This is a genomic window from Galactobacter valiniphilus (assembly GCF_003575975.1).
GTDB classification, from domain to species: Bacteria; Actinomycetota; Actinomycetes; order Actinomycetales; family Micrococcaceae; genus Galactobacter; species Galactobacter valiniphilus.
Genome location: NZ_QQXK01000008.1, coordinates 15,503 through 31,202 on the forward strand (window position 1 = coordinate 15,503; position 15,700 = coordinate 31,202).

Below are 15,700 nucleotides of genomic sequence, written 5' to 3' on the forward strand. Positions count from 1 at the left end.
GTGTCATCCCTTCTGGGTTCATGGGCGGCCGGACGCAGCGTCGTCGGGGCGTCCGGCCGATACGCGTGTCGCCGGTGGAGCATAGGCGGTGACCCGCCCCCGGCGATGGGGCCGTCGTCCGACTCGCGCCGGACCCGCGGCCACCCACTCGTGTGACCCGGCCCACGCTAGCCTCCCCGGGGCGCGAGCAAAAACAACGTGACGGTGTGGTCCGACCTTTGGCGCACCCCCACAGCGCGGCCGCGCCGCGCGCCGGGCACCAGCCACGCACCCCTCGCGCGCCACTTCGCGCGCGGGGCGGGCGCGTCGCGCGCGTGCCTGCCCGGTTACGTGACGCTGCTTGGCTATGATGGGGAGCGGCGTCGCACAGCGGCGCACCTGATCGAGACCCACCAAGGACGTGAGCCAAGCCCGTGCAGGTCGTGAGCATCTCCTCCCTCAAGGGCGGCGTCGGTAAGACGTCCGTGACACTCGGACTGGCCTCGGCCGCTCTGAACCAGGGAATCTCCACGCTGGTCATCGACCTGGACCCGCACGCCGACGCCACCACGGGCCTCGGCGTGGAGCCGGGCACCACCGCCCCCATCGGCGAGCTGCTGCGCCGCCCGCGCAAGGGCGGCCTGGACGAGATCGTCTCCCGCTCCGCCTGGACCCTGCGCCAGCACCGCCGCCACCCCCAGCGCCAGGCCCGCCTCGACGTGGCACAGGGCTCGGCCCTCACCGGCTTCTACGATCGCCCCGATCTGCGCCCGCGCGACCTGCGCCGCCTGGCCAAGCTCCTGGAGTCGAGCAACAACTACGACCTGGTCCTCATCGACTGCCCACCCTCGCTTTCCGGCCTGACCCGCATGGCGTGGTTCGCCTCCGACGGCGTAGTGCTGGTCGCGGAGCCCAGCCTCTTCTCCGTGGCGGGCACCGAGCGCTCACTGCGCGCGCTCGAGCTCTTCCGCAAGGAGTTCTCCACGCACCTGCGCACGGTCGGCGTCGTCGCCAATCGCTACCGCGAGGCCTCCCCCGAGCACGCGTTCCGGCTCAGCGAGCTGCGCGGCATGTTTGGCGAGCGCCTCCTGAGCCCCGTCATTCCCGAGGTCCCGGCCTGGCAGCAGATCCAGGGCGCGGCCCACGCCGTGCACCACTGGCCCGGCGAGGACATTCAGGGCACCGCCACGCTCTTCGACGAGCTGCTCGGCAGCGTGCGCTCCTCGCTCGAGACCCACTGACACCTTCGCACCCGCCACAGGCCGCGCCGTCGGGCGCTGAAGCCGGCGGCACCCAGGCGGCCTGCCCCAGGCACCCGGCGCACACCACGCACGAAGGGCCCCTCCCGGCGGGAGGGGCCCTTCGTGCGCGTGTCCGAAACTAGCTCGCGGAGCGGGCGGCGCGGCGCTTGGCCAGCTCGTCGTCCGGGAAGTCGGTGACGTCCTCGTCCTCGCGGGTGCGCTCGACGGGCAGCTCCGAGATGGAGGCCTCCACCTCGCGCCACACGCGGCCCACGGCGATGCCAAAGACGCCCTGGCCGCCCTGGACCAGGTCGATGACCTCGTCGGCGGAGGTGCACTCGTACACCGAGGCGCCGTCGCTCATGAGCGTGATCTGGGCGAGGTCCTCGACGCCGCGCTCGCGCAGGGTCCCCACGGCGGTGCGGATCTGCTGGAGGGACACGCCGGTGTCCAGGAGTCGCTTGACGACCTTCAGGACCAGGATGTCGCGGAAGCTGTAGAGGCGCTGCGAGCCGGAGCCCTGGGCGCCGCGCACCGTGGGCTGCACGAGCCCGGTGCGTGCCCAGTAGTCGAGCTGGCGATAGGTGATGCCGGCGGCCTTGCAGGCCGTGGGGCCGCGGTAGCCGGCGTTTTCGTCGAGGTACGGCAGGTCCTCGTCGAACAGCATGCCCTGGCGGGTCGCAGACACGGGGACCTGGCCCTCGGCGTCGTTCTCGCTGCTCACTGGCAACTCCTTGCATCAGGGGTTTCCCACGGCTTGGGGGAATCAGGGGGCGCGTGCCTCCGGTCCGCGGGTGCGAGTGCGGGTCCGAGAGTCGATGCCCATGAGGAAACCATCTGATACGACGGTAAGCCCGAGAGGGCGACGGGTCAAAGACCTTCAACCTTTGGTTGAGGGCGTGTCTCGACGTCGTAACCACATCGTTATTGGACGACGTCCGAGCACTCTGTCACTCAAAGTCGGACGGGTCAATGTCGTCCAGGAACTGGCGAAACTCCTCGACCTGTTCCTCGGCCCCCTCGGGGGCGTCCTCCGGCGCCGGGGTGAAGCCAGCCTCGTCCAACACGGCGGCCGCGACGTACACGGGGCACTCGGCGGCCAGCGCCATGGCCACGGCGTCCGAGGCGCGGGCGTCGATGTTCTGCCCACCGTTCAAATCGAGCCGGGCATGGAAGACCGTGTCCTTGACGGCCACGATGCGCACGCGCTCGATCCGCGAGCCGAGGGCGGCGATCGTGGCGAGCAGCAGATCGTGCGTGAGCGGGCGCGGCGTCTGCAGGCCCTGCAGATAGCCGGCGATCACGGAGGCCTCCGGGCCGCCGATCCACAGCGGCAGCCGGCGGTTCGAGTCGATCTCCTCGAGCAGGACGAGCGGCTGATTGGAGGGTAGCTCCACCCTCACGCCCAGCACCGCGACCTCGCGGAAGCCCTCCGGAACGGCCGCGCTCATCGATCCAGGTGGGCCAGGCCGCCGCGCACGAGGGCCCCGTGCAAGGCCAGGACGGCGTCGGCGATGCCGGCCGCCGCGTCCGCCGCGCGGGCGGCGGCGGAGGGATCCTTGCGGCCCGTGAGCGGGGAGATCGAGGATTCGATGATCCCGAGCTCGCGATCGGCAGCGGTGCGGAAGGGGCGCAGGTGGCGCGGTTCGATCCCGGACTCGGCCAGCACGAGGGAGGCCTTGACGGCGCGCACGGCGTGCTCGTCGAAGTGCCCGTCCTCGTCCGGAACGGCCAACCCGTACTCGATGAGGCGATCGATGAACGCCTCGCTCGCGCCGGTGGCGCCCTCAAGCTCGGCGCGGCTAACCGGGCGCAGATGCCCGGCCAGCTCGTCGACCTGCTCAGCGTCCACGCTGCGCGGGGCAAGGCTGGCGCCGCCGGGAAGCTGCGGGGGCTCCTCGCCGCGGTCAATGGCGTCGAGGTAGTCCTTGATGACCTTGAGCGGAAGGTACTGATCGCGCTGCAGGGCCAGGATGAAGCGTAGGCGCTCCACGTCGGCCTCGGTGTACTTGCGGTACCCGGCGGCGGTGCGCGCGGGAACGATCAGGCCCTTCTCCTCCAGGAAGCGAATCTTGGAGGCGGTGATGCCGGTGAAGTCGGCATCGATCCGCGAGAGCACCTGGCCAATGTTCATGACCCCGCGCCGCGGCGCCAGGGCCGCCTGCGACGGAGCCTGCTTGGCGTTCAACATCACGGGAGGTTCAGCCCTGCGCCGGCGCGGCGATGCGCGCGCAGTAGGTCAGGACGAACTTGCCAAAGCGCACCTGGAAGCCGGTGCGCAGCAGCACCTCGTCCACGCGGTCGTTGTTGACGTAGGTGCCGTTGAGGCTGCCGGCGTCGACCACGCGGATGCCCTCGGGGCCGCGGCGGAACTCGGCGTGACGGCGCGAGACCGTGACGTCATCCAGGAAGATGTCGGCGTCGGGGTGGCGGCCCACCGTGGTGACGTCGGCGTCCAGCAGGAAGCGGGCCCCCTTGTCGGCGCCGTCGCGGGAGATCAGCAGCGCCGAGCCGACGGGCAGGGCGGCGACGGCCGCGCGCTCCTCGGGGGTGAGCTGGTACTCGGCGACGATCTCGTCCGTGATCGGGGGAAGCGAGACGCTCGTGGCCTCCGCGGGGCTCTCCCCGGCGTGCCGTCCGTGTCCGTTCTGTCCCTCGCTCATGGCGGGCTCCTCCTGGCTTCTCCTGCCACCTGAACGGTGACCAACTCTCCAGCGCCACAGGGACGCATCGGCGCCTTCACCCTATCCCATGTGGGGCACTGCGACACCCTCCTCGTTGTGACTGATGTGACGCAAGTGGCCGGTGTGTCTGAGATGCCCGCCTGCGAGTTACGCCACGCGCGGCCCGCCTCCCGCCCCGGCGGGACTAACATGTTTCCTTGCCCCGAACCCCTTTCGCCCCCAAGGACACCGTGCCCGCTCCCCTCTCGCGCCGACGCGCGTTCATCTCCCTCTTTGTCCTGGCCCTCGGTGGCTTCGGCATCGGCTGCACCGAGTTCGCCTCGATGGGCCTGCTGCCCAACATCGCCCAGGACCTCCTGCCGGGCTTCGAGGCCCACCCGGAGGTCTCCATCGCCCAGGCGGGCCAACTGATTTCCGCCTACGCCCTGGGTGTGGTGGTCGGTGCCCCGATCTTGGCGACCCTCACGGCGCGCGCCTCCCACACCAAGCTGGCGCTCTGGCTGCTGCTCTTCTTCGTCGTCGGCAACCTGGCCTCCGCCCTGATGCCCGGCTTCACGAGCACGCTCGTGGCCCGCTTCGTGGCCGGGCTCCCCCACGGCGCCTACTTCGGCGTGGCCTCACTCCTGGCCGCGCGCATCATGGGCCCGGGCAAGCAGGGCCAAGGCATCGCCCTGGCCCTCTCGGGGCTCACCGTGGCCAACGTGATCGGCGTCCCCGTCGTGACGCTCGTGGGCCAAGCCTGGGGCTGGCGCAGCGCCTACATGGTGGTCGCCGCCGTCTTCGCCGTGACCCTCGTGGCCGGTTTGCTGGTCCTCCCCCGCTACGCCGGCGATCCCACACGCCACCCGGCCAAGGAGCTGCGCGCCTTCCGCGGCGGCCAGCTCTGGCTCATGATCGCTGTGGCCTGCGTCGGCTTCGGCGGCTTCTTCGCGATCTACAGCTACATCGCCGAGACCGCCACGCGCGTCTCCGGCCTGACCTCGTCCCAGCTCCCGTGGCTCCTGGCCGTGGTGGGCATCGGCATGACGATCGGCAACGTCGTGGGCGGCCGGCTCTCCGACCTCATCCCGCGCCCGGCCATGGTGGGCGGCTTCGTGGTCTACATGGTCTCGCTCGCCGTGTTCCCGCTGCTCGCGGGTGGCAGCGTCGGTGTGTTCGTGGGCGCCGGGTTGATCGGCCTGACGCAGGCCTCCCTGACCCCCGCCATCCAGTCGCGCCTCATCGCCGCCTCGGGCGACGCGGCGCTGCTCGGCGCGGCGAGCAACCACGCGGCCTTCAATGTTGGCAACTCGCTCGGTGCGGCGCTCGGCGGCGCGGTCATCGCGGCCGGCCTGGGCTACCTTGCCCCGGCGTGGGTGGGGCTCGCCCTCGCCGGCCTCGGCTTCGCTCTCCTACTGCTCTCCCTGGGCTGGGAGCGTCGCCGCGGTTCGCTGCTCGCCACGGCGTAACGGGGGCGGGCCGCCTAGCGGCGGCCGTAACGTTGGCCGTCGCACCAGCGAAGAGGACGACGGCGCGTGGACGCCCCGGACGCGCCCCGCGCCTCGGCGCGGGCCGCCTAGGCCGGGGCTGCCCCAGGGCTACCTGGGAGCTGCTCGCCGGGCTGAAGTCCGCACCGAGGCCTACGCGCTGGGGACCGGCCAGGGCACCAAGGCCCGCTCGAGCACCAGCGTGCTCTGCCCCGGATCCACGACGAGCCACGGGGCCTGGCCGAAGCCGGAGGCGAGGTCCGCCGCCCACACGCGGCGGGGACGCCCGGCCGGGGCGAAGGCGACCAGCCCCTCCTGCGAGGTGAACACCGCCAGCGCAACGCGGCCCTGCGCATCGTTGAGGCGCAACGGTTCCCCCGCGGAGTCCTCCGCCACCCACAGGGCGGCGCCGGCCGCGAGCGCGCGCGCCGCGAGGCTCGCGTCTCCCGCCTTCGCGGCCTGCGAGAGCGAGAGCGGCCCGGACACGGCGCTCAGAACCGCTTGCGACGCGAGGCAGTTGTCGAGGCTCAGGCCCTGCCCGGCCACCCACGCGGCGAGGGCGACAGACTCCGGCTCCCCCGCGTCGTCGTGCATCACGGCGCCCCCGGCGCCGCCCGGCAGAACCTGGAAGCGCAGCTGACTCGGCAGCGCCCGCCCCTGGGCGCGCAGCGAACGCGCGAGCTGGGCGACGGCCTCCATGGCGCGCAGCCGCAACACGGCAACGCGTGCGGCCCCGGCGCTTCCGCCGGCCGCGTGGGCGGCCGAGTGCGCCACGCCGTCCACGGCATACGCGACGGCCACGCTCACCTGTTCCCGGCGCGTGGAGATCAGCACCCATGCGCCCTCCACCGGAATGCGCGGCAGGTCGAGGGCGGCCTCCATGATCTCGCGCTCCAGCGGGGCGAAGGCCTCCGAATAGGGGTCCTTGACCCCGGGCACGGGGACGGGGCTCACCGACACCCGCTCGGGCGAGAGCTCGCGCGCCGTCGGCGACGGAGCGGCCCACGCCTCGGCACCGGGCGCCGCGACAAAGCCAGCGGCGCGCAGGCGGCCCCAGCCGACCTCGACGGGCGCCTCGCTTGAGCCGAGCCCCAGCATGACGCCCGTCTCGGGCTCCCAGTCCGAGGCCAGCTTGTCGAGCCTGAAGTGCGTGGGTTCGGCCAGATCGTCGTAGGCCAAGGCGTCGGCCTCCGAGGCGAACACGGGCAGCACGGAGGCCCCGGTGCGGTGATCGCGCACCCGGACCGGCGTCGCCGTCGCGTCGGCGGCGTCCCGCAGGCCGATCCACACCCGCCCCGGGGTGGTGAGCATGCGCTCGAAGTGGTCGGCGTCCTTGGCCCGCAGCACCATGAGCGCCTCGCTGTCCACGCTCGCGGCACCGGGCAGCAGCGCCGCCAGATCGAGGGTGAGCTGCGAGGGAGCCCCGGGATCAACCACGAGCCGAACGGCGAGCGGCGCCGCCTCGGTCACGAAGCGGGCGAAGGGCACCATGTCCAGCGGATCGGCTGGCTCGCCCACGCCGCGGCCGGCCTGCCAGTGCTGGGCCGCCTCGACGCTCGCAAAGGCCACGGCGACGCCGTCGCGCACGGCGATCTCGCCGCTCGAGCGCAGGCTGGGAACCCACAGGCTGCAGCCCCACAGCTCGGCGAGCACGGCCTCCGAGGGCTGATGGCGGGCGCGCAGGAGCGCCGGGAGCACGCGCGTGGCCAGGGTGTGGGCCTCCAGGGCGCCCGCCCCGAGCCGCTCGGGGGCGCCGGCGCGGGGGTCCGGTGCCGTGGAGTCTCCGGGGGCGGGGAGGAGCGCGCCGCTGCGGCCATCGCGCACCTCGAGCGGGCGGCCGGCCTCGCGATGCACGGCGTAGGCGGCGCCCACTGGGGCGCCGCCCAGCTGAGACAGCACGGGCTCGCGCGCCACGGCCTCCGGCCAGGGGCACCACGAGGTGCCTGCCGGCTGACCAGCGCCCTGTTCGCCCGGAACGCAGACGCGCCAGCCCGAATCAAGCCCGTCCACCGGCGCCTCGCGCCAGAGCCACCGCACGGCGGCCTCGCGTGAGGCGGGGGTGAACGCGCACGTCACGGCGCCGCTGCCCAGCATCCTTGGCCTCAGGCGGTGCGGAACCCGGCCGCCGCGAGCTCGGCGGGAGAGAACTCCGTGAAGCCGCCGGCCGCGCCGGGATCGACGCACAGGTACATGTCCTCGGCCAGGTTGGCGCGGACCCAGTCAAGGCCCACCTGGGCTGCGGAACCGTCGCCTTGGTAGCGGAAGACCTCAAGCGCGGAGGAGAACAGGGCGAACTCGCGTTCGCCACCGCCCTGGCGCGTCACGAGCAGCGGGAAGGCCTGCTGCCCCGGCTGCGCGCGGTAGAGGTACACGCCGTAGGCGCCGTCGGAGACGAGGTAGTTCAGCACCGCCTGGCGGTCACCCGAGCGCACGAGCGACTTGAGCTTTCCGTTGCGGGCGAGCGAGCCCAGCTGCGGGTCGTCCGCGCGGATTTCCATGCCCGCCTCGATGGGATCGAGGACGACGGCCGAGGCATCTTGCGCCTCGAAGGCGTTGCGCAGCAGCTCGTCGCCGTTGATCGCGAGGGTCTCCCCCTCGGGCTGGCCCAGGCGGGCCTGCCAGGCCACGAGCCCGGCGCGCGAGGTGTGGGCGGGGATGACGAGGCCACCCTGGTGGGCAAAGCCGAGCGGGGCACCGCCGCGGGCGGGAACCAGCACCGTGGCGCCGAAGAACTCGCTGAGCATGGAGCCGCGCTGGGCGGGGCTCGGGTCGGCCATGACGGCCTGCACGGCCGGGCGCAGCCAGGCCGCCGAGGCCGTCACCGCGGCGTCGTCGGCGGCCGGATCGTTAGCGGGTGCCGCCGGGGCGGCCTGGGCGTTCCAGCCGCCCTGGGCGGCGCTGTCGGTGCCCGACGACGCCTGGCCCGCCTCTGGTGCTTGGCTCACGGCTGCGGCGGGCTCGGCGGCCGGGACGGTCGCCTCCGGGGCCACGGCGGCCTCGGCCGGCTCGCCGACGGGGCGGCCCGTGGTCGTGTCGATGATGCGGCGCTGGCCGTCCTCGCCGGTCACGAGCTCGAAGTCGCTGCCCACCGGCTGGTCGTAGACGCTCGCCACGATGGGCTCGAGGTCAACCACCTGGTTGAAGTCAACGACGCGCATGTTGGTGGTGTGGGCGACGTTTTCCTCGTCGTCCTCGTCGGCGTAGAAGCGCCAACCCGAATCAGAGGACACGGCGGACGGAGTGCGCATCATCCAGCGAATGCGTCCGGGCGCGGAAATCGCCTGGGCGGTGGCAATGCAGCTACCGGCGTTCTCGATGTGGGTGCTCTCGCTCACGGTTCCTCGATCGATGCTGGGGCGCTGACCGCCCGGGTCTGGAAGGGTTCTGGAACACAGTATGCCAAGCCGGAGCGCGGTGGGTGCGGAGCGTGCACGAGTCCCTGGTTCGGCCGTGGTTCATGAGCCATGGCGCTCCTGCGGTGAGCACGGCGCGGTCAAGCGTCGTTCAGGCCACGAGCGCTTGGCTGGTGGCCGCGCGTGTGTTGGCCGCTTCCGTGTCCGAAACAACAAAGGGGATGCCGTGGGCGCTGGCCTGAGCTCGAAGCTGCGCCACGAGGGTCTCGGTGGCTGCCGAATCAAGCAGCACATCGGGGTGGAGCACAACCATGAAGGGAACGGTGCCCAGGGTGCGGTGCTTGCCGCCTTTGACGGCCATTTTCCGCGCGGTGTCCGGCAGCTGCGGCAGCAGCCGGTCGGCGTCCTTGTAGACAACGGAGAGCACCAGGCTGCCGTGACCGGACTTGGCCCATGTACGGTGGCGGGCTCCGTTCAGCCCCCGCGTTGCCCTGGCCGCCGCGTGCTGGGCGCGCACATCGGCCATGCCAATCCACAGCACCTCATCCCACGGCAGGCTGGGGACGGGACCAAAGGCGAGCCCTTCTGGCTCGAGAATCGCAAGGATTCCGTTCCACTCGGCCATGGCCTCGTTCTTCTTGGCGAGCTTGAGGTAGATGAAGCCGACCATCACGCAGACGAGGAAGAAGAGGATGACGGGAATGGTCGCTACACCCCACAGCCGCGGGGTGAACAAGGACGCACCGAGCGCGATGAGGGCCGCGGGAACGACGGAGACGATCCAGAACACGACGGCGCGCTGCTTGGCATACGCGGCGTACCTCGCCGGGACTGCGGGATCGAAGCGGGCAAGCATGCGATTCACCTTCTGCGCACTGGGGCGTGGGCGCCGTGGTCAGCGCCGCGGGCACGTTTGCCCAACGGTGTCAGTTTAGGGGATGTGCGAGGACTCATGGGCCAACGAGCACGCTGGCCGGCAGGAGAAGTTGCTCGCCGGGGACATCTGGATCAACCCAGATGAGGTCTCGTTCGCCCACCGAGGCGAAGGTGTCTGGCGTCGGCATCACCCGGAAGTCGGCCCACGGCGCGATCGATTGCATGGCCTCCAGCGAGGAGAACACCGGCAGGATGCGCCGTCCGTTGGCGTCGATCAACACCTGCTGCCGGCCCCGCAGGGTTGCCATCACCCAGGCTCCAGGAGACCTCAGGACGTCCATCACCGCGGCGGTGCCGCGGTGGCGCGCCCAGCGAAGCGCGCCCCAGCGCTGCGGCAGGTCCTCGCGCACGAGTGAGATGTGGACGCGGTGGCCGGCCGGGTCGACCTGCACGTGCGGTCGTGATGACGTGGCGCGGAGGCTGCCGCCAAAGCCGGCCGTCCAGAGCACCTTGTCGGGGTCGAGCCCCAGGGAGCCGAAGTAGGTGCGGACCTGGTCGCCGGAGGTGAAGACGGGATGGCAGGCATCGGGGCCCTCCCCGAACTGAGCCAGGACTCCAGGATCGCCGTCGCCAGGTGGCGTCTCCCAGGGAATCAGCAAGCTGGCCCCGGCGAACTCGGCCTCGAGCGCGTGCGTACCCTCGCCGCGCGCCACGGCGGCGTGCCAGGGCGTGTTGACCGGGTTGGGCAGGCCTGCACCGAAGACGCTCGTGAGGCCCGACGGCGTGGGTGCCGGTTCAACAAACTCGCTCGCCTCCGGCGTCGCGCCTGCCAGGAGGGCGCTGGCTCGCACGGCGGTGTCCCAGGCGCGCGGCAGGAACGAAGGAAGGTGATCCTCGGTTCGCGGGTAGCGCAGCGCTTCCGCGATGACGTCCCAGTCGCTAGGCCGCTCGAAGGGTTGGTTCCGGCGGTCTCCCGCGTGGCGAAGACTCCCCTCCGGGCGCGCCCGCAGCTCGAACACGAGCCAGGCGCCCTCCCCGGGGATCACCGAGAGGGACGGGATCTCCTCGGCCGCCTTCAAGGCGGCTCCGCCAAGGCGATGGTCGGTGGCCTTCCAGCCCTCGCCAACACGGAAGGAGGGGAAGGTAGCACCACTCGGCACGCTGAAGAGGCGCTGCGACGTGGCATCTCCGAGGCGTTGAACGAGCAGAGCTACCTCGCTACCGGAGTGCTTGGCGGTCACGAGCAGGCTGGCTCCGAGCGTGTCGAGCGCCTCTTCAAGCGTCTTGAACACGGCTTCCTCCCCTGGTGGACATGCCGAGTGGCGCCCCGTCGATCTTCAGCAGCTTCACGACTGAGAAACTTCGTCGCCGAGTTCGCGCAACTCCGAAACCGCCACTCGTGCCGGAACGCCCATGAGCAGGACTCACGCCCCAGAAACTACACCCTCGGCCAACCAGCCCGGGATATTCGCCTCACTGCGCGGAAACATCTCCAACTCCCGCACACAATCCACCCGACGCGCCACCGGATAAGAACCAGTCAACGGAGCCGAATCAAAATCCGTCTCCACCTCCAGCCCCCCACCAACAGACAACGTGAACACCCCAACAAACCACGAACCCGCACCCGGCACATACGACGCCGCACGATGCTCATCCGCCAGATCCATCAACGGGGACGTCACCGCAGCAAAACCGTCCCCCAAACGATCCACAACATTCACCGACCCACCAGAAGCATCCACCGCCATCAGATCAAGCGACAAATGATCACCCAACGCACGCAACGTAGCGACCACCCGCACATCACCATCAACCACGGCCGAATCCAACACCGCAGCCATCCGCGGCTGAACCGCCATCAACTCCATCATCCCCACAACAACACACCCCCACAAACATCAACGAGAAAGAGCATGAGACTCCCAATCATCACCCAAACGAACACGCATCCACTGCGGAATAAACTCCGCGAATCGCGGAAACATCCTCAACTCTTCAGCCACATTCCCCGGACCAAATTCTCCGGCACGCACATCGGAATCACGGCTTCCCCACCACTTAAAGTCGCCTTCCGCGGACAGGTAAAACTCGACAAGCACGAACGTGCCTTCACCGTGAACATAGTTAAAAATCCTGAGATCGTGTATGACTTCACCAACCGTCAGGTGGTACTGCTCATCTTCAAAATCGGGCTTGGTGGACTTAACGTTCCAATTGTCGCGTTCCGAGTCCGGGTTGGGCCAAAACGCAGGCATTCCCACAAGCCCCACACTGTACTCGCCGATCGCTAGCGCCCCCGGATAATCAACCTGGGCACCAAGAAGCGCCTGCTTGGCAACATCGAGCGCGGCCTCCTGAGACTCGAACGACGTCGACATCTTCTTACCCTGCATTGAAACTACCTCGCTTGTCTGAGACATACCTGCACCCTAGTGCCCGTACGCTCCATTCCAGAAACGTACTGGATCCTTCTCGTCACCGTCGATATTACGCGTAAGGACCAGGTTCTTCGGGGCGTTTATCTGGTCGCCGTACACAACTTCGAAGTCCATGCCCACGCGCTGCGGATCCACCCACTCACGCTCCACGCGACTCTCCCCCGTCACCGGGTCGACAATCCTCTCGTGAGCGTTCCGACCGCCTAGCCTCCGGCCCGTGTCGTGCTCCAGACCACGCCAACTCTTGTCGAAGTACTCGCCGGTGTACGCGCCCTGGCCTTTCGCGCGGTTCTGATCGTGGTGCATGCCCACGAGATTGATCTTCTCGAAGCCTCCACCCGTGGACGCAGCAAACAGGTGCCCACCGTCATGGAACTTCTCACCCCAATTCATCTCATCATCCGACACCTGACCCGTCCGCTGCTGGATCGACGAATTGCGGACCTGGTCCTGGGTCAGCCTCAAATCTTCCGTAAACCCACGCACCGTCCGACCCTGCCCATCCGTACGGAACACCTGCTCGGTATTCATGTACGAGTCAGAACCCGGAACCTTCGCCGGCAACACATTCACCGGCTTCACCACGTACGTGGCCTTCGGCAACGGGGCATTCAGATCAGGATTCGGCGACGTGGAGTCGCTCGAGTAGCTCGTCTCCACCCACGACACCGTGCCATCGGCACCCGTGTAGTACGTCGTCCCCGGACGATCAGCCACCGTGTACTTCGTATTCGGCGCCAGCTGCGCCTTCCCACCCGAGGGATCAGCACCGAACGCATTCCCTGGCGACGGATTCAGCGCAGAATCCGGCCCCACCGTGACCGAATCGAACACCTCAGGGCGCCGACCAAACTGCCGGGGCAAGTTCTCGCCGCTCCCCGTGAGGAAGTGATTCTTTCCCGGTGCACCATCACCGTCGGGCACACCATCCTTCGGCGGCGTCCCATCCCCATCGCCGGCCCCGCCGTCGACGTCTGCTGGCGCCCCAGACTCCGCGGGCTTCGAAGAATCCGACGACCCGTCAACCTCGCCGCGGGACACCTCAGGACCCTTCGGGTCCCCCTCGGCACTCCCGGGCGCATCGCTACGCCCCGGGCCCTCGGGGCGCAAACCATCACCACGGGCACCCGAGGTCGGAGGCGTCGAGCCGCCCCGCCCCGGGGCCACCAGATTCGTCGCGGGCTTCGTGCCGAGCCCCACGGCACCCGCCGCGGCGGCCGCACCCGCGGCTTCCTGCACCGCGACCCCGTCACCGTCGCTGGTCCCCGCAGCGTCGGCAGGACCGTCGGCAGGCACGCCGTCGCCACCCTCAGAACGCACCGGGGTGGTCTCGGCCTGCACCGCCGCCTGCACATCCTGCTGCGACACCGTCCCAGCCTCGGACTGCCCGCCTTCAGGCGTGCCAGCGTCCGACGGCGGCTTCGCCGCCTCCGGGGCCGTGTGCTCACTCGACCCGGCGGTCGAGTGATCTGCGGTGACGTCTACCGAGACCGGGTCGGCCTGCGGGGTGGCCGTAGCGTCGGCCACCGCTGCGGGAGCCGAAACCAGGGCGCGCTCGCGCACCTTGTCCGCGTCCTGCTCTGTCGTCGTTTCGACCTCGACATCCGGCCGCTGGGCCGTGTCCTGATGCTCCGGCGACGCGGCGTCCGGGGTGGGCTCCTCCGCCGTGCTCTCGTGGGCCGGCTGTTCCTGGTTCGGTACTTCTTGGTGCGGCGTCTCTTGGTTTGGCGTCTGCTGGGTGGGCTGATCCTGGCGCGGCGCCTCCTGGGTGGGCGCCGCCGGCTCCTTTGACGGCTCCTGCTCGCGCGGGTTCGACTCCGACACGTCGGTGGCCGGGTTCGCGTTCTCGGTGCCCGCCTCGGTCTGCGTGGTGGGGGCATCGTTCGGCAGCGCGTCCGGCGCGTGCGGAGCATCACCCTGGGACACGTCCACCGCCGGGCCATCGTTCACCGTGGGCGTGCTCTGATCGGCGCCCGAGACCTCGGGGGCTTGTTGCTCGGTCTTGACCTGCGTTCCGGTGGTGTCGGTCGTCGTGGACGGCGTGGCCTCGGCACCCGAGGTGTCCTTGGCATCGTTGTCCGTCTTGATGGGGTGCCCGCCACCGTCGGCCGACGTGCTGCCTGTGTCCCCCGCCGGCGACACGGCGGGCGCCTCGTTGCGGGGGGCGCCCTGCGAAGGCGCGGCGTTCGCCGCTGGCGAAGCCGCCCCGGCGGGCGTCCCGGTGGCACCCGCTTCGGGAGCCGCGGCATTGACGCCTTCGCCGGCCCCGCGGCCCACCTCGACGTGCACGCCGCCGTCGCCCTCGTTGCCGGAGGAGACGGCGATGGGCGCACCGCGGTTCGGCGCCACCTTGTTGGCCATCGAATTGCCGAGGGCCTGCGCCTTGCCGCCGGCCAGGTTCATGGGGCCCGCCAGGAACGCACCGAAGGTGGCGGCCTGGAGCGGGTTGAACTCCTGATTTGTCATCAGCGAGGTGAGCCCGCCATCGACGAGACCTCCCGCCGCGCCCTCGACCGCCTCGGCGCCGGCCTTGGCCCAGGCGTTGCCGCCCGGCTTGACACGATTGCCGATGGGGGAACTGACCCCGCCGGAAACGCCAGCGGCAGCGGCGGCAATAAAGGGGTTCCGTTGCTGGTAGTCCTTATCCCCCGCCCTGGCGACGTTCACGACGGTCACCGTCGCACCGGTGACGATCGCCTCCTTGACGGCCTCCTTGAGCCCGTGGGCGGCTCCTTTGACGGCGAGCATCGCGAGCCGCTGCAGGCCCTTGAGCTTATCGATGAGGTCGTTGATCTTCCGAGCCCACTTGGCGATCGTTGTTGCCGCTTTGGCGCTGCCGAGGATGGTGCCGCCGGGAATGAAGGACAGGGCGATGGTGAGCCCCACGTCAACGGCGATCTCGATGGCGAACTCGCCCACCATCCACAACAGCTCCTCGCGGGTGTTGTCGATGTTGGTGGCGAAATCCCCCAGCCCCTTGGCGACGTCGTCGGCCGCCGTCGCGGCGGTGGACAGACCCGTGCTGATGGAGGTCACGGCGCTCTTCGCCTGCGCGCTGGAGGGGAACTCCACCGCGGCCAGCGTGGTCGTGGCGCCCGGCAGGCCGGAGGCGATCGAACGAAGGTCCGAGCCGAAGCTCTTCCACGCCGAGGCGGCCGTCCGCAGCTTCCCGGGATCGCCATTGGGAATCACGATGCCGAGCCACTTCAGCGCGTCCTCGATGCCCTCCACAAAGGGCGGACTATCGGCGCCCGTGATTTTGGGCGTCGAGTAGGACGGGGTGGACACGAACACCGGCTCGGGGATCTCACACGTGCCGGTGGGCTTGAACGCCCCGCAGAGCTCGGTCTGGCGATAGGCCCTCGCGGTTCCCTGCGTGAGCATGGAGAGCCCGCCGAGGGACGACGAGCTGTTACGTGCGCACGCCATCGCCCCGTCGGCCGCGTCATCAAGAATCGGCCCCGCCTCCTCGGCGGTCGGATCGCTGCCGATCATGCCGCCGGTGTTTGCCAGCGCGGACTCGAGCGTGCTCGCCGCCGTCTCGAGGCGAGTGCGCAGCCCGCCGATGCTGTCTGCGTCCGTGCGCAGGGCGCTCGGCGTCAGGCGGACAGTGTCCCCCATGGTGTTCCCCTTGTGAATTGACGTCGACGTGACAGGTGT

At 70.1% G+C, this 15,700-nt stretch carries 13 protein-coding genes; 2 read left to right on the top strand and 11 right to left on the bottom strand.

Going from position 1 to position 15,700, the window contains the following annotated elements; genetic code table 11:
• Nucleotides 1-413 precede the first annotated feature (413 nt).
• On the top strand, nt 414-1,220 hold the full coding sequence (locus DWB68_RS05275) for a ParA family protein (protein ID WP_119424103.1): 807 nt from the start codon (nt 414-416) through the stop codon (nt 1,218-1,220).
• A 139-nt stretch (nt 1,221-1,359) separates the two neighbouring features.
• Here the strand turns inward: DWB68_RS05275 and DWB68_RS05280 are convergent, their stop codons facing one another.
• From DWB68_RS05280 to DWB68_RS05295, 4 genes are all read right to left on the bottom strand, one after another.
• A complete protein-coding gene (locus tag DWB68_RS05280) occupies nt 1,360-1,887 on the bottom strand; it encodes a MerR family transcriptional regulator (RefSeq protein ID WP_119424180.1) in 528 nt (175 codons plus the stop codon).
• A 283-nt stretch (nt 1,888-2,170) separates the two neighbouring features.
• Nucleotides 2,171-2,671: a bifunctional nuclease family protein gene (locus tag DWB68_RS05285; RefSeq protein ID WP_119424104.1), complete on the bottom strand. Its 501-nt coding sequence runs from the start codon at nt 2,669-2,671 to the stop codon at nt 2,171-2,173.
• Complete coding sequence (gene ftsR, locus DWB68_RS05290; RefSeq protein WP_233548631.1) at nt 2,668-3,411, bottom strand: transcriptional regulator FtsR; 744 nt, start codon at nt 3,409-3,411, stop codon at nt 2,668-2,670. The genes DWB68_RS05285 and ftsR overlap by 4 nt, the downstream gene beginning before the upstream one ends.
• Nucleotides 3,412-3,421: 10 nt before the next feature.
• Nucleotides 3,422-3,883, bottom strand: a complete 462-nt coding sequence (locus DWB68_RS05295) for an FHA domain-containing protein (protein WP_119424105.1) — start codon at nt 3,881-3,883, stop codon at nt 3,422-3,424.
• Nucleotides 3,884-4,101: 218 nt separating this feature from the next.
• Here DWB68_RS05295 and DWB68_RS05300 point away from each other — a divergent pair, with 218 nt between their 5' ends.
• A complete protein-coding gene (locus tag DWB68_RS05300) occupies nt 4,102-5,352 on the top strand; it encodes an MFS transporter (protein ID WP_119424106.1) in 1,251 nt (416 codons plus the stop codon).
• A gap of 171 nt (nt 5,353-5,523) precedes the next feature.
• On the opposite strand, the gene DWB68_RS05305 is transcribed toward DWB68_RS05300, so the two are convergent.
• The 7 genes from DWB68_RS05305 to DWB68_RS16955 form a co-directional block, all read right to left on the bottom strand.
• Complete coding sequence (locus DWB68_RS05305; RefSeq protein WP_119424107.1) at nt 5,524-7,464, bottom strand: hypothetical protein; 1,941 nt, start codon at nt 7,462-7,464, stop codon at nt 5,524-5,526.
• Between the two features lie 8 nt (nt 7,465-7,472).
• Entirely contained in the window at nt 7,473-8,705 is a 1,233-nt protein-coding gene (locus DWB68_RS05310) for an immunity protein Imm33 domain-containing protein (RefSeq protein ID WP_119424108.1), read from the bottom strand.
• Nucleotides 8,706-8,874: 169 nt separating this feature from the next.
• On the bottom strand, nt 8,875-9,579 hold the full coding sequence (locus DWB68_RS05315; protein WP_119424109.1) for a hypothetical protein: 705 nt from the start codon (nt 9,577-9,579) through the stop codon (nt 8,875-8,877).
• A gap of 94 nt (nt 9,580-9,673) precedes the next feature.
• Nucleotides 9,674-10,891, bottom strand: a complete 1,218-nt coding sequence (locus DWB68_RS05320; RefSeq protein ID WP_119424110.1) for an SseB family protein — start codon at nt 10,889-10,891, stop codon at nt 9,674-9,676.
• 132 nt (nt 10,892-11,023) lie between these two features.
• Complete coding sequence (locus DWB68_RS05325) at nt 11,024-11,473, bottom strand: hypothetical protein (protein ID WP_147391588.1); 450 nt, start codon at nt 11,471-11,473, stop codon at nt 11,024-11,026.
• A gap of 27 nt (nt 11,474-11,500) precedes the next feature.
• Nucleotides 11,501-11,995: a hypothetical protein gene (locus tag DWB68_RS15940; RefSeq protein ID WP_147391589.1), complete on the bottom strand. Its 495-nt coding sequence runs from the start codon at nt 11,993-11,995 to the stop codon at nt 11,501-11,503.
• Nucleotides 11,996-12,031: 36 nt separating this feature from the next.
• Nucleotides 12,032-15,535 carry a DNA/RNA non-specific endonuclease gene (locus DWB68_RS16955; RefSeq protein WP_147391590.1) on the bottom strand — a complete coding sequence of 1,168 codons (3,504 nt, stop codon included), beginning with the start codon at nt 15,533-15,535 and terminating at the stop codon, nt 12,032-12,034.
• Between the last annotated feature and the right edge of the window lie 165 nt (nt 15,536-15,700).